This is a genomic window from Massilia sp. Se16.2.3, assembly GCF_014171595.1.
Classification (GTDB): Bacteria; Pseudomonadota; Gammaproteobacteria; order Burkholderiales; family Burkholderiaceae_D; genus Telluria.
Map to the genome: position 1 here is coordinate 5,243,135 of NZ_CP050451.1, position 20,775 is coordinate 5,263,909.

18 protein-coding genes, 1 tRNA gene and 2 pseudogenes are annotated in these 20,775 nt (G+C 66.0%); 10 read left to right on the plus strand and 11 right to left on the minus strand.

The genetic code is table 11. From position 1 onward, the window contains the following. Window positions 1-53: 53 nt before the first annotated feature. A complete protein-coding gene (locus tag G4G31_RS24040) occupies window positions 54-791 on the plus strand; it encodes a 2OG-Fe dioxygenase family protein (protein WP_182989701.1) in 738 nt (245 codons plus the stop codon). A 354-nt stretch (window positions 792-1,145) separates the two neighbouring features. Here G4G31_RS24040 and G4G31_RS24045 read toward each other — a convergent pair whose 3' ends face one another. Next, window positions 1,146-1,535, minus strand: coding sequence for a hypothetical protein (locus G4G31_RS24045; RefSeq protein ID WP_182989702.1), 390 nt, complete (start codon window positions 1,533-1,535; stop codon window positions 1,146-1,148). 161 nt (window positions 1,536-1,696) lie between these two features. Between G4G31_RS24045 and G4G31_RS24050 the strand changes: the two genes are divergently transcribed. Continuing rightward, window positions 1,697-2,839 (plus strand): efflux RND transporter periplasmic adaptor subunit, encoded by a 1,143-nt coding sequence (locus G4G31_RS24050; protein ID WP_182989703.1) that lies wholly within the window; start codon window positions 1,697-1,699, stop codon window positions 2,837-2,839. A gap of 10 nt (window positions 2,840-2,849) precedes the next feature. Continuing rightward, window positions 2,850-5,976 (plus strand): annotated as a pseudogene (locus G4G31_RS24055) (efflux RND transporter permease subunit). Between the two features lie 339 nt (window positions 5,977-6,315). Here G4G31_RS24055 and G4G31_RS24060 read toward each other — a convergent pair. Next, a complete protein-coding gene (locus tag G4G31_RS24060) occupies window positions 6,316-6,996 on the minus strand; it encodes a YqjD family protein (RefSeq protein ID WP_182989704.1) in 681 nt (226 codons plus the stop codon). Here G4G31_RS24060 and G4G31_RS24065 point away from each other — a divergent pair. Continuing rightward, entirely contained in the window at window positions 6,984-7,169 is a 186-nt protein-coding gene (locus G4G31_RS24065; protein ID WP_182989705.1) for a hypothetical protein, read from the plus strand. The two genes, G4G31_RS24060 and G4G31_RS24065, sit on opposite strands and share 13 nt — an antisense overlap. A 707-nt stretch (window positions 7,170-7,876) precedes the next feature. Continuing rightward, complete coding sequence (locus G4G31_RS24070) at window positions 7,877-8,278, plus strand: DUF1622 domain-containing protein (RefSeq protein ID WP_229425225.1); 402 nt, start codon at window positions 7,877-7,879, stop codon at window positions 8,276-8,278. A 40-nt stretch (window positions 8,279-8,318) separates the two neighbouring features. Here the strand turns inward: G4G31_RS24070 and G4G31_RS24075 are convergent, their stop codons facing one another. Further along, window positions 8,319-9,128, minus strand: a complete 810-nt coding sequence (locus G4G31_RS24075) for a class III extradiol ring-cleavage dioxygenase (RefSeq protein WP_182989706.1) — start codon at window positions 9,126-9,128, stop codon at window positions 8,319-8,321. Window positions 9,129-9,187: 59 nt separating this feature from the next. Further along, entirely contained in the window at window positions 9,188-9,763 is a 576-nt protein-coding gene (locus G4G31_RS24080; protein WP_182989707.1) for a YceI family protein, read from the minus strand. Window positions 9,764-10,015: 252 nt separating this feature from the next. Between G4G31_RS24080 and G4G31_RS24085 the strand changes: the two genes are divergently transcribed. Both G4G31_RS24085 and G4G31_RS24090 read left to right on the plus strand, forming a co-directional pair. Then, a complete protein-coding gene (locus G4G31_RS24085) occupies window positions 10,016-10,216 on the plus strand; it encodes a hypothetical protein (protein WP_182989708.1) in 201 nt (66 codons plus the stop codon). Window positions 10,217-10,229: 13 nt separating this feature from the next. Then, window positions 10,230-10,748 carry a YqiA/YcfP family alpha/beta fold hydrolase gene (locus G4G31_RS24090; protein ID WP_182989709.1) on the plus strand — a complete coding sequence of 173 codons (519 nt, stop codon included), beginning with the start codon at window positions 10,230-10,232 and terminating at the stop codon, window positions 10,746-10,748. A 164-nt stretch (window positions 10,749-10,912) separates the two neighbouring features. Here G4G31_RS24090 and G4G31_RS24095 read toward each other — a convergent pair whose 3' ends face one another. Continuing rightward, window positions 10,913-11,221, minus strand: a complete 309-nt coding sequence (locus tag G4G31_RS24095; protein ID WP_182989710.1) for a hypothetical protein — start codon at window positions 11,219-11,221, stop codon at window positions 10,913-10,915. 201 nt (window positions 11,222-11,422) lie between these two features. On the opposite strand from G4G31_RS24095, the gene G4G31_RS24100 reads away from it, so the two are divergent. Beyond that, a complete protein-coding gene (locus G4G31_RS24100; protein WP_182989711.1) occupies window positions 11,423-13,531 on the plus strand; it encodes an ATP-binding protein in 2,109 nt (702 codons plus the stop codon). 331 nt (window positions 13,532-13,862) lie between these two features. Next, window positions 13,863-14,279: a hypothetical protein gene (locus tag G4G31_RS24105; protein ID WP_182989712.1), complete on the plus strand. Its 417-nt coding sequence runs from the start codon at window positions 13,863-13,865 to the stop codon at window positions 14,277-14,279. A 181-nt stretch (window positions 14,280-14,460) separates the two neighbouring features. Here the strand turns inward: G4G31_RS24105 and G4G31_RS24110 are convergent. The 3 genes and pseudogenes from G4G31_RS24110 to pepN form a co-directional block, all read right to left on the minus strand. Continuing rightward, window positions 14,461-14,536 (minus strand) — tRNA-Thr (locus tag G4G31_RS24110). A gap of 116 nt (window positions 14,537-14,652) precedes the next feature. Then, the gene (locus tag G4G31_RS24115) at window positions 14,653-15,654 is read right to left on the minus strand and encodes a class 1 fructose-bisphosphatase (RefSeq protein WP_182989713.1); all 1,002 of its coding nucleotides are present in this window, start codon (window positions 15,652-15,654) and stop codon (window positions 14,653-14,655) included. A 32-nt stretch (window positions 15,655-15,686) separates the two neighbouring features. After that, window positions 15,687-18,333 (minus strand): annotated as a pseudogene (gene pepN / locus G4G31_RS24120) (aminopeptidase N). 194 nt (window positions 18,334-18,527) lie between these two features. Between pepN and G4G31_RS24125 the strand changes: the two are divergent. After that, window positions 18,528-19,169: a DUF4136 domain-containing protein gene (locus tag G4G31_RS24125; RefSeq protein WP_182989714.1), complete on the plus strand. Its 642-nt coding sequence runs from the start codon at window positions 18,528-18,530 to the stop codon at window positions 19,167-19,169. A 75-nt stretch (window positions 19,170-19,244) separates the two neighbouring features. On the opposite strand, the gene G4G31_RS24130 is transcribed toward G4G31_RS24125, so the two are convergent. The 3 genes from G4G31_RS24130 to G4G31_RS24140 are packed head-to-tail and all read right to left on the minus strand — an operon-like array spanning window position 19,245 to window position 20,769. Continuing rightward, window positions 19,245-19,391 (minus strand): hypothetical protein, encoded by a 147-nt coding sequence (locus G4G31_RS24130; protein ID WP_182989715.1) that lies wholly within the window; start codon window positions 19,389-19,391, stop codon window positions 19,245-19,247. After that, the gene (locus G4G31_RS24135) at window positions 19,388-20,374 is read right to left on the minus strand and encodes a quinone oxidoreductase (RefSeq protein WP_182991910.1); all 987 of its coding nucleotides are present in this window, start codon (window positions 20,372-20,374) and stop codon (window positions 19,388-19,390) included. The genes G4G31_RS24130 and G4G31_RS24135 overlap by 4 nt, the downstream gene beginning before the upstream one ends. Next, window positions 20,374-20,769, minus strand: coding sequence for a methylglyoxal synthase (locus G4G31_RS24140; protein ID WP_182989716.1), 396 nt, complete (start codon window positions 20,767-20,769; stop codon window positions 20,374-20,376). Before G4G31_RS24140 ends, G4G31_RS24135 begins: the two co-directional genes overlap by 1 nt. Window positions 20,770-20,775: the final 6 nt, after the last annotated feature.

Here is a 20,775-nt window from a genome sequence, read left to right on the forward strand (position 1 = left end):
CGACGCCGGCGGGCACCTTCACTCCTGCCGGGGAAAGGTGCTACGCTAGCGGGATGACAACATCCGAACCACCCTTCACCGACCCTTCCCGCATAGCCGACGCCTTGCGCGGCGAAGGCTATGCGCTGGTGCGCCCGCAGGACGTGGCGCGCCTGGCCGGCTGCAGCCTGGCCGAGCTGGACACGCTGGCAGCGAGCTGGGACCGCCTCGAACTGGACAACTACCTGAAGGACGGCGGCCGCTACCGGCGCCGCCGCCATTCCTGCTTCGTCGATACCGCCGGGAAGCTGGTGCAGACGCCGCACCGCGCGCACTGGCAGCCGGTCGAGTACAACGCCCTGCACGGCGGCATGCATCGCCTGTTCGAGCCGATCGAGCTTGATACCATCGCCAACCCGGCCTGGCAACGCCTGCTGGGCGCCCTCGGCGCCGTCTGCACGAGCGTGCGCAATGTCCAGCCCCGGTACGTGGAAGCGCACCAGTTCCGCATCGATACCGCCGACGGCATCGGCCGCCCGACGCCGGAAGGCGCGCACCGCGACGGCGTCGATTTCGTCGCCGTGATCCTGGTCCAGCGCCACGGCATCAAGGGCGGCGAGACGCGCGTGTTCGAAGCGAACGGTCCGCGCGGCCAGCGCTTCACGATGCAGGAACCCTGGACCCTGCTGCTGCTCGACGACGCGGCCGTGATCCACGAGTCGACCCCGATCCAGCCGCTGGCGGAGCATGGGCATCGCGATACGCTGGTGCTGACCTGGCGCGCGGGAAGCTTCCAGGGCGAAGGGGTGTAAGGTTCGCGAACGCTGGGCTTTGGCATGAGCGCCACCCTACGGCTGCTGCCAGGTAACGCGTGGGCACGGAGTGCCCACCCTGCGGCTGGCGAATACAGGCAAAAAAAACGCCCGCGTACCTGGGGGTAGCGGGCGGCAATCCAGTATTTCGGAGAAAACTGGAGGAGACAGTTCCAATATAGCGCGATTTTTTGTGCATCGCAATACGGTAGAACTACGAGCGCGTCTCAAAGCTTCCCCCGTTTTCGTAAGAATTTTCTGACGCCTTGCATGTGACATGCATATTTTTGGTGCGGCGCATCATGATCGTGCAACCGGGACCGCCTATGCACCATCACTGGGCGCCCCCTGCTGTCAGCCCTGCCGTATGCTGCCCTGCGGCGTGCTCGGCTGGTCGGTGACGGCGCAGGCGGGCCGGTCCTGGACAGCGCCGCCATCTGCCTTGACCTTTTCCTGTCCAGCCTGTCTTGCCGTGGCGACCGCCATGGCACGTGACGATGCACTGTGCGTTTCCCGGGGTAGCCACGTGGCGGGTGCCACCGTGCCCAGTTGCGGTTGAGGCCGTGTACTTGCCCTGGCCGGCAGGGCACCGAGGGCCTGGTCAGGCGCATCGGCGCCGCAGGGCGATCCGGATGGTGCCGAGTTCGCCGCCGGTCCTGGGGCGCCGGCGGAGGCGCCCTCCTGCGCGCTGGCAAATACGGGGAGTGCCGCCCACATGGCGGCAAGCAGCAAGGAATGGTTCATCGCGGCCTCCTTCAAAACGTCCATTGTAGTACCCGCGCCGACCGCGGGCGCCGGCCCAAAAATCGCGGAAGCGGCGTCGGCTTGTCATGCAATTTGATAAACTCCTTCATTGCGTCCTTACACGCGCAACCCGCTCCATCACGCAACCGGAACCCACGCCCATGCCACCATCGACTCCACGCCTCTTGTCCCGCGCCGTCCTGGCCTTTCTCGTCCTGTCCGCGCTGGCGGGCTGCGGCAAGGGCAAGGACGAGAAGAAGGATGCCGCGCCGACGCCGGCCCTGACCGTCACCACCGGACGGCCGGCCACGGCCAGCCTGCCGCTGCGCCTCGGTGCCAACGGCAACGTCGCCCCCCGGCAGGAGGCGATCGTCGGCAGCGAGTCGGGCGGCCTGCGCCTGCTTGATGTGCGGGTCAACGTGGGCGACGTCGTCAAGAAAGGCGAAGTGCTCGCCGTATTCTCGGCCGACACCGTCAACGCCGAAGTCGCGCAGGCGCGCGCGCCCCTGCAGGAAGCGCAGGCGAATGCCGCGGAAGCGGCCGCCAACGCCAGGCGCGGCGAAGCCCTGCGCGCATCCGGTGCGATGAGCGAGCAGCAGGTGGCGCAGTACGTCACGGCCGCGAATACCGCCGCGGCGGCGTGGGTGGCGGCGGCGCGCGCCACGCTCAGCCAGCAGCAGCTGCGCCTGCGCTACACGCAGGTGGTGGCGCCGGACAGCGGCATCATCTCGGCGCGCAGCGCCACTGTCGGTGCCGTCGTCGGCGTCGGCACCGAACTGTTCCGCCTGATCCGCCGGGGCCGCCTCGAGTGGCGCGCCGAAGTCACGGCAAGCGACATCGGCCGCATCAAGCCCGGCACGAAGGTGACGGTGAAGGCGGCGAACGGCAGCGAGGTCGCCGGCAAGGTGCGCATGGTCGCGCCCACGGTCGACCCGCAATCGCGTACCGCGCTGGTCTATGTCGACCTACCGCCGGCGCTGTCGGCCAACGCGCCCCTGAAGGCGGGCATGTTCGCCGGCGGCGAATTCGAACTGGGCGCCTCGAGTGCGCTGACCGTGCCGCAGACGGCGATTGCCGTGCGCGATGGCTTCAGCTACGTGTTCCGCCTGAATACGGACAACCGCGTCAGCCAGCTCAAGATCGACACCGGCCGCCGCCTGGGCGAACGCATCGAGGTGGTCAAGGGGCTGGCGGCCGACACGCCGATCGTGGTCAGCGGCGCGGGCTTCCTGAATGACGGGGATCTGGTGCGCAACGTCGCGGCGCCTGCCCCGGCCAAAGCGGCCAAGGTCGCGGCGCGCTGAGGACACCTCCATGAATTTTTCCGCCCTCTCGATCCGCAATCCGATCCCGGCGATCCTGCTGTTCGCCCTGCTCACGCTGGCCGGCCTGCTCGCCTTCAAATCCAACAAGATCCAGTTCTTCCCCGATATCGAACTGCCGATCGTCACCGTCACCGCCACCCTGGATGGCGCGGCGCCCGCCCAGCTGGAAACCGAGGTGGCGCGCAAGATCGAGGACTCGGTCGCCACGCTGCAGGGCGTGAAGAACATCTATACCAAGGTGCTCGACGGCGTCGCCACCGTCACCGTCGAATTCATCCTCGACAAGAACCTGTCGGACGCGGAGAACGACGTGCGGGGCGCCGTCTCGCAGGTGCGCGCCGACTTGCCCGGCGAGATGCGCGAGCCAAGCGTGACCAAGGCGGCCACCGCGGGGCGCTCGATCCTCACCTTTACCGCCGCCGCCAAACCCGGCCTGAACGGCACGGCGGGACCTGGACGACCAGGACCTGTCCTGGTTCGTCGACAACACCGTGGCCAAGCGCCTGCTCAGCGTGCCCGGCCTGGGCGCCGTCAAGCGCGTCGGCGGCGTCGACCGCGAAGTGCGGGTCGAACTCGATGACGCGCGCATGGCCGCGCTACGGGTGTCGGCGCTGGACGTGTCGCGCCAGCTGCGCAACGTGCAGCGCGAAGCACCGGGCGGCCGCGGCGACGTCAGCGGCGCCGAGCAGTCGGTCCGCACGCTGGCCACCGTCGCCAGCGCCCGGGAACTGGCGCGCATGGATATCCCGCTGCCGGATGGGCGCCGCGTGAGGCTGAGCGACATTGCGACCGTCATCGATACCGTGTCCGAGCCGCGCGCGCTGGCCGAGCAGGATGGCCGCAAGGTCGTCGGTTTCGAGGTCTTCCGCACGCGCGGCGCCAGCGAGACCGAAGTGGCCGAGGGCGCACGCGCCGCCGTGGCCGAGCTGCAGAAGAAACACCCCAACGTGGTGCTCAAGGAAGTGGTCGACAATGCCGAACCGGTGCAGGAGAACTTCGACGCCTCGATGGAGATGCTGTATGAAGGCGCGCTGCTGGCGGTGCTGGTGGTGTGGTGGTTCCTGCGCGACTGGCGCGCCACCTTCGTCGCCGCCGCCGCCCTGCCGCTGTCGGTGATCCCGGCCTTCCTCGGCCAGTACCTGTTCGGCTATACCCTGAACATGGTCACGCTGCTCTCGCTCGCGCTGGTGGTGGGCGTGCTGGTGGACGATGCCATCGTCGAGATCGAGAACATCGCGCGCCACCTGCACATGGGGAAAACGCCGATGCAGGCGGCGCTGGAAGCGGCCGACGAGATCGGAATGGCGGTGATCGCCACCACCTTCTCGCTGGTGGCGGTGTTCCTGCCGACCGCCTTCATGGGCGGCATTCCCGGGCGCTTCTTCAAGCAGTTCGGCTGGACCGCGGTGCTGGCCATCCTGGCGTCCTTGGTGGTGGCCCGCCTGCTCACGCCAATGATGGCGGCCTACATCCTGAAGCCATCGAAGCAGCAGGAAGAGAAGGATGGCCCGCTGATGCGCCGCTACATGGGCGCGATGCAGTGGTGCCTGCGCCACCGCCTGGTGACCGCCATTGCCTCCTTCCTCTTCTTCGTCGCCTCGATTTCGCTGGTGCCGCTGCTGCCGACCGGCTTCGTGCCCGCCGCCGACCGCGGCCAGACCATCATCAACGCCGAGCTGCCGCCCGGCGCCACGCTGGCCCAGACCCACCAGGTGGCCGAGCAGGCGCGCCTGGCGGCGATGCGCGTGCCGGGCGTGACGAGCATCTTCAGCTCGATCGGCGGCGGCTCCAGTGGCGACGCATTCGCGCCGGGCGCCTCGACCGAAGCGCGGCGCGCGGTGCTGACCGTGAGCACGGTCCACCGCAGCAAGCGCGACGAAAAATTGTCGGACCTGGAAAACCGCATGCGCAAGGAGTTGTCCGCCATTCCGGGCGCGCGCTTCACGGTCGGCCAGGCCGACACCGGCGGCAAGCTGCAGCTGGTGCTGCGCAGCGAAGACCCGGCCGCGCTGCAGGCGGCGGCCCAGCGCGCCGAGCGCGAATTGCGCACCCTGCAAGGCATCGGCAACGTCAGTTCCAGTGCATCCCCGGTGCGCCCGGAAATCATCGTGCGCCCGAATTTCGCCCGCGCGGCGGACCTCGGCGTGACTGCGGCGGCCATCGGCGAAACGGTGCGCGTGGCGACCGCAGGCGACTACGAACAGGCGCTCCCTAAAATGAACTTGTCCGAGCGCCAGGTACCGATCCGGGTGAAACTGCCGGATGCCGTGCGCGCCGACCTGGATGCCATCGGCCGCCTGACCGTGCCTGGTAAAAACGGCCCGGTGCTGCTGGCGACGGTGGCGGACATCACGATGGAAAGCGGCCCGGCCGAGATCAACCGCCTCAATCGCAGCCGGAATGTCACGCTCGACGTCGAGCTCTCGGGCCGCTCCCTGGGCGAAGTCAACGACGAGGCGCGCGCCCTGCCCGCCTTCAAGACGCTGCCGGCCTCGGTGCAGATCGCGGAACTGGGCGACGCCCAGGAGATGCAGGCCCTGTTTGCCAGCTTCGGCATCGCCATGACCATCGGCGTGCTGTGCATCTATGGCGTGCTGGTGCTGCTGTTCGCCGACTTCATGCAGCCGCTGACGATCCTGGCGGCGCTGCCGCTGTCGATCGGCGGCGCCTTTGTCGCCCTGCTCGTCACCGGCAGCGCGTTGTCGATGCCGACCATGATCGGCCTGATCATGCTGATGGGGATCGTGACCAAGAACTCGATCCTGCTGGTCGACTACGCCATCCTGGCGCGCAAGGCGGGCATGCCGCGTTTCGAAGCGCTGGTCGATGCCTGCCACAAGCGCAGCCGGCCGATCATCATGACGACCATCGCAATGGGCGCCGGCATGCTGCCGCTGGCGCTCGGCTTCTCGGGCGACCCGAGCTTCCGCTCGCCGATGGCCATTGCCGTGATCGGCGGCCTGATCACCTCGACGCTCCTCAGCCTGCTGGTGGTGCCGGCGGTGTTCACCTATGTGGATGACGTCAAGGGTTGGCTGAACCGGGGAGCGCGCAGGCTGCGCCGCCATCCGCAGGAAGGGCGGCACAGGGAGCAGGAGCCGACGGCTATGAAGTAAGCCGGAGGCGGCGAGCGGCAGTACGCAAGCTGCGCCTGGTCTCGAAAGGTGAGACGGCGTGGGCTCGAGAGCCCACCCTACGAACTTCGCCGGTGCGGTTCAACCGGCGGCTCCCATCCACGCATGCGGTGCGGGAACGCATAGCGTGGAGGACGCGTCGACGGCGGAGCCGTCCAGCCTGCGAGCCGCACCGCTCGCCTCCATTTTGACGCCGGCGACTGCGCCCTTTCGTCGTGACCATGAAAAAAGCGCCGGCATTGCTGTGCCGGCGCTTTTTTTTCGCGCAAAGGGATACCGGCCGGACGCAATGCCGGCCGATCTCCTTGCTGCGGCTACCGATCAGTAGTCGCGGCGGTTGCTGCCGAGCAGCTTGGCCAGGATGTAGCCGGCGCCCAGGGCGATGGCGATGGCGGTACCTGGTTTGTTACGCACATACTCGCGGCCCGAATCGGCCAGTTGCTGGTAGGTGTCGTTCATTTGCTGCTGGCGGCCGCTGAACTTCTCCGTCGCGCCGCTGAGCAGGCCGCTCAGCTTGTCGACACCGGCGTGTGCCGTGCTGACGACGCGCTCGACCATTGGCTGGGCTGCCTGGGCGGCCTTGTCGATGGTTTTGTGCATTTCGTCCGGTTTCATCGAAGCCATCATGCCGGCGCTTGCACCCGAATCGCCGCCGGTGCCGCTGGTGCCGGCGCTGGCGCCGCCCATGGCGCCCGACGAGCCGCCGCTCGAGGACGAACCCGAAGTGCCCGAGCTGCTCGAGCTGCCCATGGCGCCCGACGAACCCGAGGACGAACCCGGGGACGAGCCCGAGGTGCCCGAGGTGGACGAGCTGCCCATCGCGCCCGACGAGCCGCTCGAACCGGAGCCCGAGGAGCCGCTGGACGACAGGTTCGACGAACCCGACGAGCCGGACGTCGACGAGCTGCCCATGGCGCCCGACGAACCCGACGAACCGGTGCTCGACGAACCGCTCAGAACCGCCGCTGCTGCCGGCGCCGCTCGACCCCATGCTGCCGGCATTGCTGCTGCCGCCGACTGCGCCGGTGCTCGAGCTCGTTGCCGGGCTGGCGCTCGACGATGCGGTGCCGCTCAGGCTACCCGACGAACCGGCGCTGGCCGACGAACCGCTGCCGCCCTTGCCCAGGCTGGAGCTCGACTTGTCATCCTTGCCCAAGTTGCCGCCGCTATTTTGACCAGCGTTAACGCCTTTACCCTCGCTCGATTTCTGATTATCCATGACTTTTGTCCTTGTAAAATGTAGACCAACGCGGAGTAGACCGGTACCCGACCAACACCATTCTTCCTTCATTCCGCTCGAAACAAAACGGAGGCGCGAAAATGAACTGCGCTAAATCAATGGAGCGTTCGAGTTATGCCTACGGTCAATGATTTGCATCGACGACCTCGGGCAAGCTCAAAAGTTCCGCAACCAGCCACGTCACTTTCGCATCCCGTTTTGCAAGACTACGCCGTTCTGGCGTGCTGCACGATTGCGGCGGTCGGGTAACCGGATCGCGATACAAAAAATATAATGAATGAGCTAGCCGGACGGTGCGCTGACTAACAGAATTGCGGGATCGATGAAAATCGACGGCAATTGCGCGCCGAAGCAGGCATGTTGCGAGGCGTTTCGATGAGCGGAGGAAATAATCCCGGCCGAAAAGCAAGTTCCGCTGCGGCCGCACCCGCCATGCATGGCGATAGCGACAGCTGATCTGTCGGCGGCCGTGCCAAGGTTCCCTGGCGTACAGACTGGCGCAGGCCAGTTCATCAAGCTTGCACCATCCCGGCCTGCACCGGATGGGCGGACGGATGTCGCGGCAGCCCGGCGCGGGGCCGGGACGACGGCAGCCGCCGCTGTCCGGTACGGGTCATATGGCGTGGCGAAATCGGGGAATCCATGTTCGAACAAGTCGAAGAACAAGTACGTGACGCCGTCGAATGGCTGCGTTTGCTGGTCGAAGCCCTGGGCGCGGTGGTCATCGCCGCCGGCATCTTCCTGGTCATCGTCGCGCTGGTGCGCCATCTGTTCACGGAGCGCGGCAACAGCTTCATCCCGATCCGGCTCGCGTTTGCGCGCCACCTGACGCTGGCGCTCGAGCTGCAGCTGGCGGCCGACATCCTGTCGACATCGGTCGCGCCAACCTGGGACCGCATCGGCAAGCTGGCCGCGATTGCCGTCATCCGGACCGCACTGAACTATTTCCTGAACCGGGAACTGCAAATGGAAAGCGCCAGCGCGCAAACGATGAATGCGGACGGCTCCGGTCGGGCCGGCAGGGACGCGCCGGCCAAGGGGTGACCGGCGTCGGGGCGCTCCGGGGGATCCCGCAAGGCGACGCTCAGGCGACGACGCCGAACCCGTACGACGCCATCGGCACCTTGAACACGTGGTCGACGAACAGCGCGCGGCCGGGGTCGGCCTGGGCCGCGCCGGCAACGACCATCAACGGCAGCAGGTGATCCTCGCGCGGATGCGCCAGGCGCGCGCCCGGGGCCTGCTCCCAGCGCACCAGCATGTCAAGGCGCCGCTCCGGGTCCTTCTCTTCCACGACGCTGTGCAGGTATTGTTCGAACGCGGTCGCGACAAGGGTCGACTCGTCGCGGCCGAATCCGCGCATGTTGTGGTAGGTGAGGCCGCTGCCGATGATCAGCACGCCCTCGTCGCGCAAGGGGGCCAGCGCCTGGCCGACGCGGATGTGCTCGAGCGGATCGTAATTCGACTTCAAGGACAGCATCACGACGGGAATGTCGGCCTGCGGATACATCAGGCTGAGCGGCACGAAGACGCCATGGTCGAAGCCGCGCGCCGGGTCCGTACCGACGGGCGTGCCGGCGGCGCCCAGCAGCGCGCGCACGCGTTCGGCAAGCAGGGGTGCGCCGGGCGCCGGGTAACGCACGCGATAGGTGTGTTCGGGGAAGCCGTGGTAGTCGTATTCCATCGGCGGCTGCGCGCTGGTCGACACCATGAAGCCCGGCGCTTCCCAATGCCCGGAAATGGCGAGGATGGCCGTCGGCCTGGCCGGCAGGCGGCTTGGGATGGCCGCGAACTCGCGCGCGGTGCGGTCGAACGCCCGGCGCATTTCGTCGATCCAGGGCCAGGGCCCGCCGCCATGCGACAGGAAACAGACGGGCATGCGGGGCGAATTCATGGTGCTTCCTTTCGTGAAGGCGCGCCAGCCAGATGCCGGCATGGCGCACTTCATGGCTCTTACTGGGCGACGGCCTCGATGGCGACGTCGATGCGCACCTCGTCGCTGACGGCCGGCACGTACTTGGCCGCGCCGAAGTCCGAACGCTTGATGACGGTATAGGCGTTGGCGCCAATCGCGTCCTTCTTGAGCATCGGGTGCTGTGCGGCCTGGAAGGAGGTCACGGTCAGCGTCACCGGTTTCGTGATGCCCTTGATCGTCAGGTTACCCTCGATGGTGGCCGGCTTGTCGCCGTCGAAAACGACCTTGGTCGACTTGAAGGTCGCGGTCGGGAATTTGCCGGTATCGAGGAAATCCGCGCCCTGGATGTGTTCGTCGAAGGCCGTCACGCCGGTGTCGATCGATTTCATGTCGATCGTCACGTTCACGGAAGCCTTCTTCGCGGCCTGGTCGAGCATGACCTCGGCACCGGTCTTGTTGAAGCGCGACAGCTGCGTCGAGAAACCCAGGTGGTTGTACGAGAAGCGAGCCACCGTGTGGCCCGGATCGGCGGCATAGGTGCGCGGTGCGGCGAAGGCCGAGGCGGCGCCGCCGGCCAGGGCGATGGCAACGATGAGTTTGCTGAGCTGTTTCATGGTGGAATCCTTATCGATGGGTCCAGGGTGATGGCAGGTGCGCCAGCGGATAAGCACTACTGTAAAGCGCTCGCCTGCTTTGCACTAGTCGGCAAAGAAGCAAAACACTGTGCAACCAATGGGACAATCGAAGCGATGCGACTGCCACCGTTCCAGATCGCCGGCGCACACTTGTCGGCTGTGGGCGCTTGCGACACGACCTGTCGCCTTGAGCCCCAGAGTGGATAGCCCGTACCGATAAGGAGCACCACCATGAGCAGGCAGACTTTGCGCGACGCACGTTACCGCACGATCGGTTACATCGATACCGCCCCAGACGGCAGGCAGACCGGCAGCGATGCGCGCTTTCGCACGGTCGGCTACTATGATCCGCGCACCAATCTGACCCGGGATGAACGCTTTCGTACGGTGGGCAGCGGCAACATGCTTGCCTCGCTGATCGTCTGCGCATAAAGGGAGCACACTGATGACAACAGGACTTATCCACTTCATCCACGGCAAGGAGAGCGGCCCCACGGGCAGCAAGATCCTGGCGCTGGCTGCAGTCGCGCGTGCGAACGGCTGGGAGGCCGCCAGCCTGGATTATTCGCACACGACCGACCCTGCCCTGCGGCTGGAGCAATTGCTGCGTGCCTGCGAAGGGCACAGCGGGCCGCTGCTGCTGGTGGGCTCGAGCATGGGTGGCTGGCTGGCGGCCGAGGCGGCCGGGCGGCTGGGCGCCCATGCCGTCTTCCTGCTGGCCCCCGCGCTGTACATGCCGGGTTACCCGAGCCAGGAACCGGATGTGCCCGCCAACCGTACCGAGATCGTGCACGGCTGGGCCGACGATGTGATTCCCTGCGAACATTCCATCCGCTTTGCGCGGCTGCGCGCATGCACGCTGCACCTGGTGCAGGACGATCACCGGCTCAATGCCAGCATTCCGTTGCTGTGCGAGTTGTTCGGGGCTTTCCTGGGGCGGTGCGAGGTATCCCTGCCCGTTTGACGCCCGCAGTGGGAGGATGGGATCGCATCGGTAGCGGCCGCATGACGCGTTGCGATGTGCTGCTGTTGCACCGCGTGGAGTCAGGACTCCACCCTAGGCCACTGCCGTCGTCAAGCGACATCGCATTCCCTTCGTCACCTGGGCCTGCTGGCTTTCGTCCCCATCTACAGCACGATTTTCATTTCCATCGCCCAGCCATCCCGGCCGGTCCTGACGCCCTTGTGCGCCATCGTGGGCTCGATGCGAAACACCACCCTGCCCTTCAGCGGTCCTTCCTCATGAATACGGTAGCCGAGGATCCTGCCGCCGAAGTGAGAGGGTGCATCCTGTGCGGTGTGCAGGTACATGTCGCCGCCAACGAGCTTCCTTGCCGTTTCTTCCGACAGCTTCCAGTCCCCCGAATCGTGGATATACGAGTCGGGCGACAGGCGGACGACGGAAATCTCATGTTCGATCACGTGCAGGGCGGGCATGTCTGTCTCCTTGTTGGCTGGTGCTTGCCCCGGCAGGCGGGAGGCGATGCCGATCGGTCAAGCGCACTCAAGCGTACCACCAGCCCCGCAAGGGCCGCTCACCGTTGGGTCGTGGCGCAAACCATGGCGTACCGCCCGCGCCACGTGCGACATAAGCTGTCGCAGCCCTCTTTATGATGAGTCACTCTCAAGGAGGAGCACATGAAAACCCGTCGCCGCATCGCTTCCCAAGGTTTCCCGTCGAAGGAAATCGATTCCATCACCGACCTCTGGATGTTGCGCATCCTGGTTCCCCTGTCCGGTCTCAAGTACTTTGTCATGCGCAACGGTTTTTCGGAAGACACGGTGGCCCGCCACCTGGGCGTGGGCGACTGGCTCGATAACGACGAACTCGATTTCGACAAAGCCGCCGTCTGCGCGCAGGTGCGCGAACTGCACATCGCCGCCGAAGCGCGCGCGCCAGGCCTGCTTCCGCCGCCCGCGCTGCAGGCCAATATGGCGCGGCTGTCGAAGCTGGTGGGATTGTCGGACGTCGATTGCCGCATCCTCGAATTCGCGGCATTGATCCACCACGACCGCGTCCTGGACGACTGCGCGGACATCCTCGGGCAGCTCAATTCGCTCAAAGTCATCGATGCGCTGGCGGCCATCCTGGCGCTCGACCGGCGTGCCGTACAAGCGGCGCTCGCTACGCAGGGGGTGCTGGCGCGCTCAGGCCTGCTGGCGGTGGACCGCGGCAATGGCGGTTTCCTGCGCGGCAAGCTCGACCTGCTGTCCGACAGCTTCGCAGCCCTCGTCATGGGCGAGGAGGCCGACCCGCTCGCCCTGTTGAAGGATACCGTCAGCCCCAGCCTGCCGGCCACGCTGTGCCTGGCCGACTACGCCCACATCGACGCCAGCCTGGCGCTGCTCAAGCCCTATCTCCAGCAAGCACTGGCCACTGGCCGGGTCGGCGTGAACATCTTCCTGCATGGCGCGCCCGGTACCGGCAAGAGCGAACTGGCGCGGGCCATGGCCGCCGCGCTCGGATGCGAGCTGTTCGAAGTGGCCAGCGAGGATGACGACGGCGACCCGGTGCTGGGCGAACGGCGCCTGCGTGCCTATCGCGCCGCGCAGAGTTTTTTCGGCCAGCGCAATGCGATGATCCTGTTCGATGAAGTGGAAGACGTCTTCAACGACGGCGACCGCATGTTCGGCCGCATGAGCACGGCGCAAAAGCGCAAGGCATGGATCAATCGCACGCTGGAACAGAACGCCGTGCCGGCGCTGTGGCTGTCCAATTCCATCGACGGCATCGACCCGGCCTTCCTGCGCCGCTTCGACATGGTGATCGAGATGCCGGTGCCGCCGCGCAGCCAGCGCGAGCGCATCGTGCGCGACGCCTGCGGCGGGGTGCTCGACGATGCCGCCGTCCGCCGTATCGCCTCGTCGCCCCGGCTGGCACCGGCCGTCGTCAGCCGCGCAGCCGAGGTCGTGCGTACCATCGGCAGCGGCTTCGATGCCGATGGTACGGGCAGCGCCGGCCGCGCCGTCGAATTCCTGATCGACCAGTCGCTGCAGGCGCAGGGACATGCGCCCATCAGGCAGGGCGAGGCCGCGCGCCTGCCGGCCGAGTACGACGCCGCGCTCGTCAATGCCGACGCCGACATGCTGCAGCTTGCCGACGGGCTCGCGGGCAACCGCGCCGCCCGGCTCTGCCTGTATGGCCCGCCGGGGACCGGGAAAACCGCATACGGCCGCTGGCTGGCCGAACGCCTGGACATGCCGCTGCTGCTCTACACCGCGTCGGAGCTGATCTCGAAATGGGTGGGCGAGAGCGAAAAGAACATCGCCGCGGCCTTCCGCCGCGCCGAAAGCGAGAACGCGCTGCTGCTGATCGACGAAGTGGACAGCTTCCTGCAGGACCGCGCCCACGCCCGCCAGTCGTGGGAAGTCACGATGGTCAATGAAATGCTGACGCGGATGGAAACCTATTCCGGCGTGTTCATCGCCTCGACCAACCTGATGAACGGGCTCGATCCCGCCGCGCTGCGCCGCTTCGACCTGAAAGTGCGCTTCGATTTCCTGTTGCCGGACCAGGCGGCACTTCTGCTGGCACGCTATTCGGCCGGGCTCGGACTGGCGCCGGCAACGCAGACCGACCTCGATCGCCTGCGCTCGCTGCGCAATGTCACGCCCGGCGACTTTGCGGCAGTCGTCCGCCAGCATCGCTTCCGCCCCGTCGTGTCGGCGGCGGCCCTGGTCGAGGCGCTGGCGCAGGAATGCAGCCTGAAAGCACCGGTGTCGGCGTCCATCGGCTTCCTGCGCTAGGCCGGCCGCGGCCGTCCGCGTACACGTTCGGCCGCGCGATTCCTGCGCGGAAGCCGCCTCCGTGTACCTCAGCGTGATTCTTCCGCGCCAGAGATTTACATTTCGGCAACCCATCGGGTAGACTGGGTGCTCAGCGCTCCCCTCGACAATCGCCGTTTCGGGGCCGCGATGAGCCGGAAGTCCCTGTACTTACAGATTGAAACCATTTTTACAGCAGGAGCGACAGCTTTCCGCGCCGCCTGGTGCCACACTATGAACCAGGAATACTATTACGCGCCGGGACTGGAGACTACACAGTCGCATCCATTACTGAACTGAACGGAAGAACAACATGAAGACCGCTTACCGACACCTCGTGCGCGTTGCCGCGCTCCTGACCTTCACCGCCGCCTCCGCCTCCGTATTCGCCCAGAGCAGCGAATACCGCCGTGGCTACGACGACGGCTTTGCGGCCGGCCAGCGTGCCGCCATGGGCGAGCGCGGCGACCGTGGCGGCCGCAACTGGGGCCACCTGCGCGTGGAACGGGCCGACTACGGCGCACGTGGCGCCCTGTGCGATGCACGCCAGGCGGTGCGGGCCGAAGTCGATCGCAATGGCGGCATGGTCGTCGTCGGCAACCACCTGTGCGGCGACCCGATCCGCAACGTGCAAAAGCGCCTCGACATCGTCTACCGTTGCGGTGACGACGCGCCGGTACGGCTGAGCGGACGCGAAAACGAAACACTGCGCCTGAGCTGCCGCCGCTGATTCCGCTGCAGCATGTCAGAAGGCCGGGCACGATGGCGTGCCCGGCCTTTTTTCATGGACCGCGATGGCGCTGCAGCACGGCCGAGGCCGTACAGGCCGGCCCGAGGAGTTGCCCGCATGCGAAAAGAAAAAGGGGTTGCATGCCTGAGCATGCAACCCCTTTTTCCTTACTGCTGAATTCTGGTGCCGCTGACCGGAATCGAACTGGTGACCTTCGCATTACGAATGCGCTGCTCTACCGACTGAGCTACAGCGGCTCTACGCCAGGCTATCCCGACGAAGAGCCGTATTCTAGCAACAACGTAGCAAACGTGCTAGTCCGACTCGGCAATTTCGCACGGGATTTGCCAAAAAAAACCGGCTGCCCAGTCACTTACTCCGCGTGATAGCGGGTGACGAGCTCGACTTCTTCCTTCGATCCCAGGAACACCGGCACGCGCTGGTGCAGCTTGGTCGGCGGGATCTCCATGATGCGCCCACGGCCATCGGTCGCGGCGCCGCCGGCCTGTTCGACGATCATCGCCATCGGATTGGCTTCGTACATCAGGCGCAGCTTGCCCGGCTGGGACGGGTCGCGCATGTCGGCCGGGTACATGAAGATGCCGCCGCGGTTCAGGATGCGGTGCACGTCGGCCACCATCGAGGCGATCCAGCGCATGTTGAAATCCTTGCCGCGCGCACCGGTTTTACCCGCCAGCATTTCGTCGACATAGCGCTGCACCGGCGGATGCCAGTGGCGCTTGTTCGACATGTTGATGGCGAATTCCTTGGTCGTGCTCGGGATCTTGATGTCGCTCTGGGTCAGTACCCAGGAACCCATCTCGCGGTCCAGCGTGAAGCAGTGCACGCCGTCGCCGGTGGTCAGCACCAGCATGGTCTGCGGGCCGTACACGGCATAGCCGGCGGCCACTTGCGCCGTGCCTGGCTGCAGGAAGGCCGCTTCGGTCGGCTCGCCCATGCCTTCCGGGGCTTTGAGGACCGAGAAGATGGTGCCGATCGAGACGTTGACGTCGATGTTCGAGGAGCCGTCGAGCGGATCGAACAGCAGCATGTACTCGCCCTTCGGGTAGCGGTTCGGGATCGGGTGGATGCTTTCCATCTCTTCCGACGCCATGGCCGCCAGGTGGCCGCCCCACTCGTTCGCTTCCAGCAAGATCTCGTTGGAAATCACGTCGAGCTTCTTCTGCACTTCGCCCTGGATGTTCTCGGTGTCGGCGCTGCCGAGGATGTCGCCCAGCGCGCCCTTGCTGACTTCATAGCTGATGCGCTTGCAGGCACGGGCCACGACCTCGATCAGGAGGCGCAGCTCGGCCGGAATGGTGTTGTGGAGGCGTTGCTCCTCCACGAGATGTTGCGTGAGACTGACGCGTTTCATGAACTTCCTTCGGTTTGGTGAATTCTTTGTAGTTAGTTGGCCAAGGCTTTGCCCACGACCTCACGCACGTCGTTCGACAGGCGTTGCTGGCCGGCCACCTGTTGCAGCGCCTTTTTCATCTGCTCCTGCAGTTCCGGGGTATAACGGCGCCAGCGGTCCATGGAACGTGCCAGGCGGCTCGCTACTTGCGGGTTGAGGCCGTCGAGCGTGATCACCTGCTCGGCCCAGAAGGCATAGCCGCTGCCGTCCGGCGCGTGGAACTGCACCGGATTGCCGGCGCAGAAGCTGGAAATCAGGCTGCGCGCGCGGTTCGGATTGCGCAGGTTGAAGGCCGGGTGGCGCATCAGGCCGCGGATGGCGGGCACGTCGGCGGTCGCGCTCGATGCCTGCAGGGCGAACCACTTGTCGATCACCAGCGGCTCGTCTTCGAACTCGTCGTAGAAACGCGCCAGCGCGGCGTCGGCACCCGGCGCGCGGGCATGGATCAGGGGCAGACAGGGCCGCGACGCGGTCGGTCATGTTGCCCGCTTCGTCGAACTGGCGCTGGGCCAGGGCCAGGCCCTCCTCGTCCTGCGCAGCCGTCAGGTAGGCCAGGCACAGGTTTTTGAGGCCGCGCTTGCCGCTCGATACGGCGTCCGGACTGTATTCGCCCGGCGTCTGGTTCGCTTCGTACTGGGCCAGCAATTCCGAGCGCAGGCGCGCGCCGATATTGGCGCGCATGAACTGGCGTGCCAGGTGGATCGAGAGCGGATTGACGACCTCGATCTGGTCGGCCACCATGCCTTCGGAAGGCAGCAGCAGGGCCTGCTCACGGAAGGCCGGGTCGAGCGTCTCGTCGGCCAGGATCTTGCCCAGCGCCAGCAGGAAGGTGTCGTCCAGCATCAAGGGCGCGCCGACGCCGGCCTCGCCAGTCAGTTTCAGCAGGCGGCCCATCGCCAGGCGCTGGCCGGCTTCCCAGCGGTTGACGGCGTCGCTGTCGTGGTTGAACAGGTGCAGCAGGTCGGCGTCGCCATAATTGAAATCGAGGATGACCGGGGCCGAGAAGTTACGCAGGATCGACGGCGTCGGCTGTTCCTGCACGTTCTCGAACACGAAGCTCTGCTGGGCTTGCGTGAGTTCCAGCACGGCGGTGGTGCCCTTGTCTTCGCCGCCAATCGTGAGCGGCATGTCGCGCCCATCCGCGCCCAGCAGGCCAACGGCCACCGGAATGTGGAAGGGGAATTTGCTCGTCTGGCCCGGGGTCGGCGGGCAGGACTGGAACAGGGTCAGCGTATAGGTCTTGGCGAGCTCGTCGTAGCGGGTTTCGGCGCGCACGACCGGGGTGCCGGCCTGGCTGTACCAGCGGTCGAACAGGGTCAGGTCGCGCCCGCTCGCGTCGGCCATGGCTTGGCGGAAATCGTCGACCGTGACGGCCTGGCCGTCATGGCGTTCGAAGTACAAGTCCATGCCCTTGCGGAAGCCTTCGCGGCCGAGCAGGGTCTGGTACATGCGCACGACTTCGGCGCCCTTTTCGTACACGGTGACGGTGTAGAAATTGTTGATCTCGACAAAGGAGTCGGGACGCACCGGGTGGGCCATCGGGCCGGCGTCTTCCGGGAACTGGGCCTGGCGCAGGGTGCGCACCTGGTCGATGCGGGTGACGGCGCGGCCGGTCTCGGTGCCGATCATGTCGGCCGAGAATTCCTGGTCGCGGAACACGGTCAGGCCTTCCTTCAGCGACAGCTGGAACCAGTCGCGGCAGGTGACGCGGTTGCCCGTCCAGTTGTGGAAGTATTCGTGGCCGACCACGGCTTCGATGCCCTGGAAGTCGATGTCGGTGGCCACGCGCGGGTTGGCCAGTACATACTTCGTGTTGAAGATGTTCAGGCCCTTGTTTTCCATCGCGCCCATGTTGAAGTCGCTGACGGCGACGATCATGAAGCGGTCCAGGTCGAGTTCCAGGCCATAGCGTTCCTCGTCCCAGCGGATACTGTTCTTGAGCGACTGCATGGCATAGTCGGTCTTGTCGAGGTTGCCCTCCTCCACCCACACCTGCAGCAGCGCATCGCGCCCATCGGCGAGACGGAAGGTTTCTTCCTGGCAGACCAGGCGCGCCGCCACCAGGGCGAACAGGTAAGACGGTTTCGGGAACGGGTCTTCCCATTTGGCGTAATGGCGGCCATCGCCCAGCTCGCCCTCTTCCACCAGGTTGCCGTTCGACAGCAGCACCGGATATTTTTCCTTGTCGGCGCGCAGCATGACGGTGTAGACGGCCATCACGTCCGGACGGTCCGGGAAATAGGTGATGGCGCGGAAGCCCTCGGCCTCGCACTGGGTGTAGAAATTGCCGTTCGAGGTGTACAGGCCGTTCAGGGTGGTGTTCAGCTCGGGCGCGCAAATCGTTTCGATCTCGAGCGTGACTTCATCAAGCGTATCGGGAATCGTCAACAGGCTGCCTTCGACCCGGTAGTCATCAAGCCCCAGTGTGCGGCCGTTCATGCGCAGCGCGACCAGTTCCAGGCCCTCGCCATGGAGCTCGATTTCGCGCTGGGCACTGGCGGGGTTGCGCCGCATCGTCATCCGGTTGGCGACGATGGTGCGCGTGGGATCGAGGTCGAAGCCGAGCTCGACGGTGTCGACGAGGTAGCTGGGGGGCGTGTAGTCTTTCCGGTAAATCGTCTGGGGCGTGTCGGTGCGCATGGGATGTCCGAAAAATACAGTCGAAGAAGGTCTTATTTTACCAACAAGGTTTCGGAGGCTACGCGCGATTTCGATGCGGCGGAATGTGTCGGCATGTGCAGTGGGTAACCAGGTGTAAATTTACCTGCGATAAACGATCAAAAAGCGCAATCTAACAGTCGGCAAAGACCGTCTAAAAATTGGAGAGAGTTGAAATGAAACGCCTGATCATGTTGACAGCCGCGGCCGCCATGGCCCTGCTGCTTGGCGGATGTGCCACCACCATCCGCAGCGACGTTACCACCTTCCACCAGTGGCCGGCGCAAATCGAGGATAAAAGCTATGTGTTCGAAGCGCCGCCGGCGATCGACAACACGCTTGAATACCAGAGCTACCAGAACCTGGTGCGCGGGCAACTGGCGCAGCTGGGCTTCCGGGAAGCGAACACCGGGGGCGCGGCGCTGAAAGTCGCCATGCGCTTTACCACGACCGACGTCCCGGTGCGCGTGATCGAGCCGACCACGCCGCTGTTCGAGCCTTATCCGATGTATTACCGCTATGGTCCGCGTTTCGGTCCGCGCGGCCGCTGGGCGCGCTGGCACCACCCGTTCTATGACCCGTTCTGGAATCCGTTCCCGAGTTACCAGGTCTCGGTCGAGCACCAGTACCGGCGCGAGCTGCAGGTGTCGATCAAGGACAAAGCCGACAAGCGCCTGTTCGACGTCACGGTGCACAACACCAGCCGCGAACTGTCGACTCCGGCGCTGATGCCGGCCCTGGTGCACAGCGCGTTCGCGGGCTTCCCGGGGCCGAACGGGGTGGCAAGGCGCGTGGAGCTGCAGCAGAAGCGGGGCTGAAGCGGCGGCTTCAGCGGCAGAAAAGCCGGAACGATTGCGTTCCGGCTTTTTTATTGGGCGTCACGGTGATCGGCGTCAGGGCGAAAAATAGGCCTCAGACGCGAAGGTAATCAGCACTACCAGCAGCACCGCCGCCACCAGTACCAGCAGCAGCCGGCCAAAGCGGGGCGAGCCGACGGTGTCGGGTTCCTGCGGATCGTTGTCGTCGCTGAACTCCCTCATGGTGCCACCTCCGGCAGCAGGATCGTCGAGCCGGTCGTGCGACGCGCCTCGAGGGCGATGTGGGCCTGCGCGGCCTCGGCCAGCGGGAAACGCTGGTTGATGCCGACCTTGATCTTGCCGCTGGCAACCATCTCGAACAGCTCGGCCGCCATCGACTCCAGCTCGGGACGCGTGGCTGCGTAGGCGCCCAGTGCAGGGCGGGTGATGAAGAGCGAACCGCGCGAAGCCAGCTCGCTCAGCGAGAACGGCGGCACGGCGCCGGAGGAGTTGCCGAAACTGACCATCAGCCCGCGCGGCTGCAGGCAGTCGAGCGAGCGGTGGAAGGTGTCCTTGCCGACCGAATCGTAGACGACCGGCACTTTCGCGCCACCCGTCATGTCCAGCACGCGCGCCACGATGTCCTCGCTGTTGTAGTTGATCACATGGGCTGCGCCATGGGCCAGGGCCAGCTCCGCCTTCTCGTTCGACCCCACCGTGCCGATGAGGTTCACGCCAAGTGCGCGGGCCCACTGGCAGGCGATCAGGCCAACGCCGCCGGCGGCCGCGTGGAACAGGATGGTCTGGCCCGGCTGCAGCGGATAAGTGCGGCGGAACAGGTATTGCACGGTCAGGCCCTGCAGCATCATCGCGGCCGCGGTCTCGAAGTCGATCGCGTCGGGCAAGCGCACCAGGATGTCGGCCGGCATGACGCGCACTTCGCTGTAGGCGCCGTTGGGCCGGCCGGCATAGGCCACGCGGTCGCCCGGCCGCAGGTGCGTGACGCCCTCGCCCACCGCCTCGACCACGCCCGCGCCTTCCTGGCCGAGGCCGGACGGCAGCGGCATCGGGTAGAGGCCGGTGCGGAAATACACGTCGATGAAATTCAGGCCGATGGCATGCTGGCGCACGCGCGCTTCGCCCGGGCCGGGTTCGCCGACCTCGACATCGACATACTCGAGCACCTCGGGCCCGCCCGTGCGCGCCATGCGGATCGCCTTGGCCATCATGCGCCCTCCTCCTCGCGCTGGCGGTCCATCAGCCGGCCCAGCACGAGGTGGGCGGTGGCGACGTTCGTTGCGCAAGCCACGTCGTGCACGTCGCAGGCGCGCACCAGCGCATTGATGTCCGGCTCGTGCGGCTGGGGCGTCATCGGGTCGCGCAGGAAGATCACGCAGTCGATCCCGCCGTCGACGAGCTGGGCGCCGATCTGCAGGTCGCCGCCGAAGGGACCCGAATGCTTGCACTCGACCGCGAGGCCGAGTTCGTTGATCAGGCGCGAACCGGTAGTGCCGGTTGCCGACAGGATGCAGGTGGCGAGGAAGTCGCGGTACTCACCGGCAAGGGTGATCATGTCGTCCTTCTTCTTGTCGTGCGCAATGAGCGCGATGCGGGGTTTCATTGTCTT

Coding starts and splice junctions, on each gene's coding strand:
- G4G31_RS24050 (WP_182989703.1), top strand. CDS start 1,697: ATGCCACCATCGACTCCACGCCTCTTGTCCCGCGCCGTCCTGGCCTTT.
- G4G31_RS24090 (WP_182989709.1), top strand. CDS start 10,230: ATGACAACAGGACTTATCCACTTCATCCACGGCAAGGAGAGCGGCCCC.
- G4G31_RS24085 (WP_182989708.1), top strand. CDS start 10,016: ATGAGCAGGCAGACTTTGCGCGACGCACGTTACCGCACGATCGGTTAC.
- G4G31_RS24060 (WP_182989704.1), bottom strand. CDS start 6,996: ATGCCGGCAGCATGGGGTCGAGCGGCGCCGGCAGCAGCGGCGGTTCTG.
- G4G31_RS24065 (WP_182989705.1), top strand. CDS start 6,984: ATGCTGCCGGCATTGCTGCTGCCGCCGACTGCGCCGGTGCTCGAGCTC.
- G4G31_RS24135 (WP_182991910.1), bottom strand. CDS start 20,374: ATGGCCAAGGCGATCCGCATGGCGCGCACGGGCGGGCCCGAGGTGCTC.
- G4G31_RS24105 (WP_182989712.1), top strand. CDS start 13,863: ATGAAGACCGCTTACCGACACCTCGTGCGCGTTGCCGCGCTCCTGACC.
- G4G31_RS24130 (WP_182989715.1), bottom strand. CDS start 19,391: ATGAGGGAGTTCAGCGACGACAACGATCCGCAGGAACCCGACACCGTC.
- G4G31_RS24070 (WP_229425225.1), top strand. CDS start 7,877: ATGTTCGAACAAGTCGAAGAACAAGTACGTGACGCCGTCGAATGGCTG.
- G4G31_RS24045 (WP_182989702.1), bottom strand. CDS start 1,535: ATGAACCATTCCTTGCTGCTTGCCGCCATGTGGGCGGCACTCCCCGTA.
- G4G31_RS24100 (WP_182989711.1), top strand. CDS start 11,423: ATGAAAACCCGTCGCCGCATCGCTTCCCAAGGTTTCCCGTCGAAGGAA.
- G4G31_RS24080 (WP_182989707.1), bottom strand. CDS start 9,763: ATGAAACAGCTCAGCAAACTCATCGTTGCCATCGCCCTGGCCGGCGGC.
- G4G31_RS24115 (WP_182989713.1), bottom strand. CDS start 15,654: ATGAAACGCGTCAGTCTCACGCAACATCTCGTGGAGGAGCAACGCCTC.
- G4G31_RS24140 (WP_182989716.1), bottom strand. CDS start 20,769: ATGAAACCCCGCATCGCGCTCATTGCGCACGACAAGAAGAAGGACGAC.
- G4G31_RS24125 (WP_182989714.1), top strand. CDS start 18,528: ATGAAACGCCTGATCATGTTGACAGCCGCGGCCGCCATGGCCCTGCTG.
- G4G31_RS24075 (WP_182989706.1), bottom strand. CDS start 9,128: ATGAATTCGCCCCGCATGCCCGTCTGTTTCCTGTCGCATGGCGGCGGG.
- G4G31_RS24095 (WP_182989710.1), bottom strand. CDS start 11,221: ATGCCCGCCCTGCACGTGATCGAACATGAGATTTCCGTCGTCCGCCTG.
- G4G31_RS24040 (WP_182989701.1), top strand. CDS start 54: ATGACAACATCCGAACCACCCTTCACCGACCCTTCCCGCATAGCCGAC.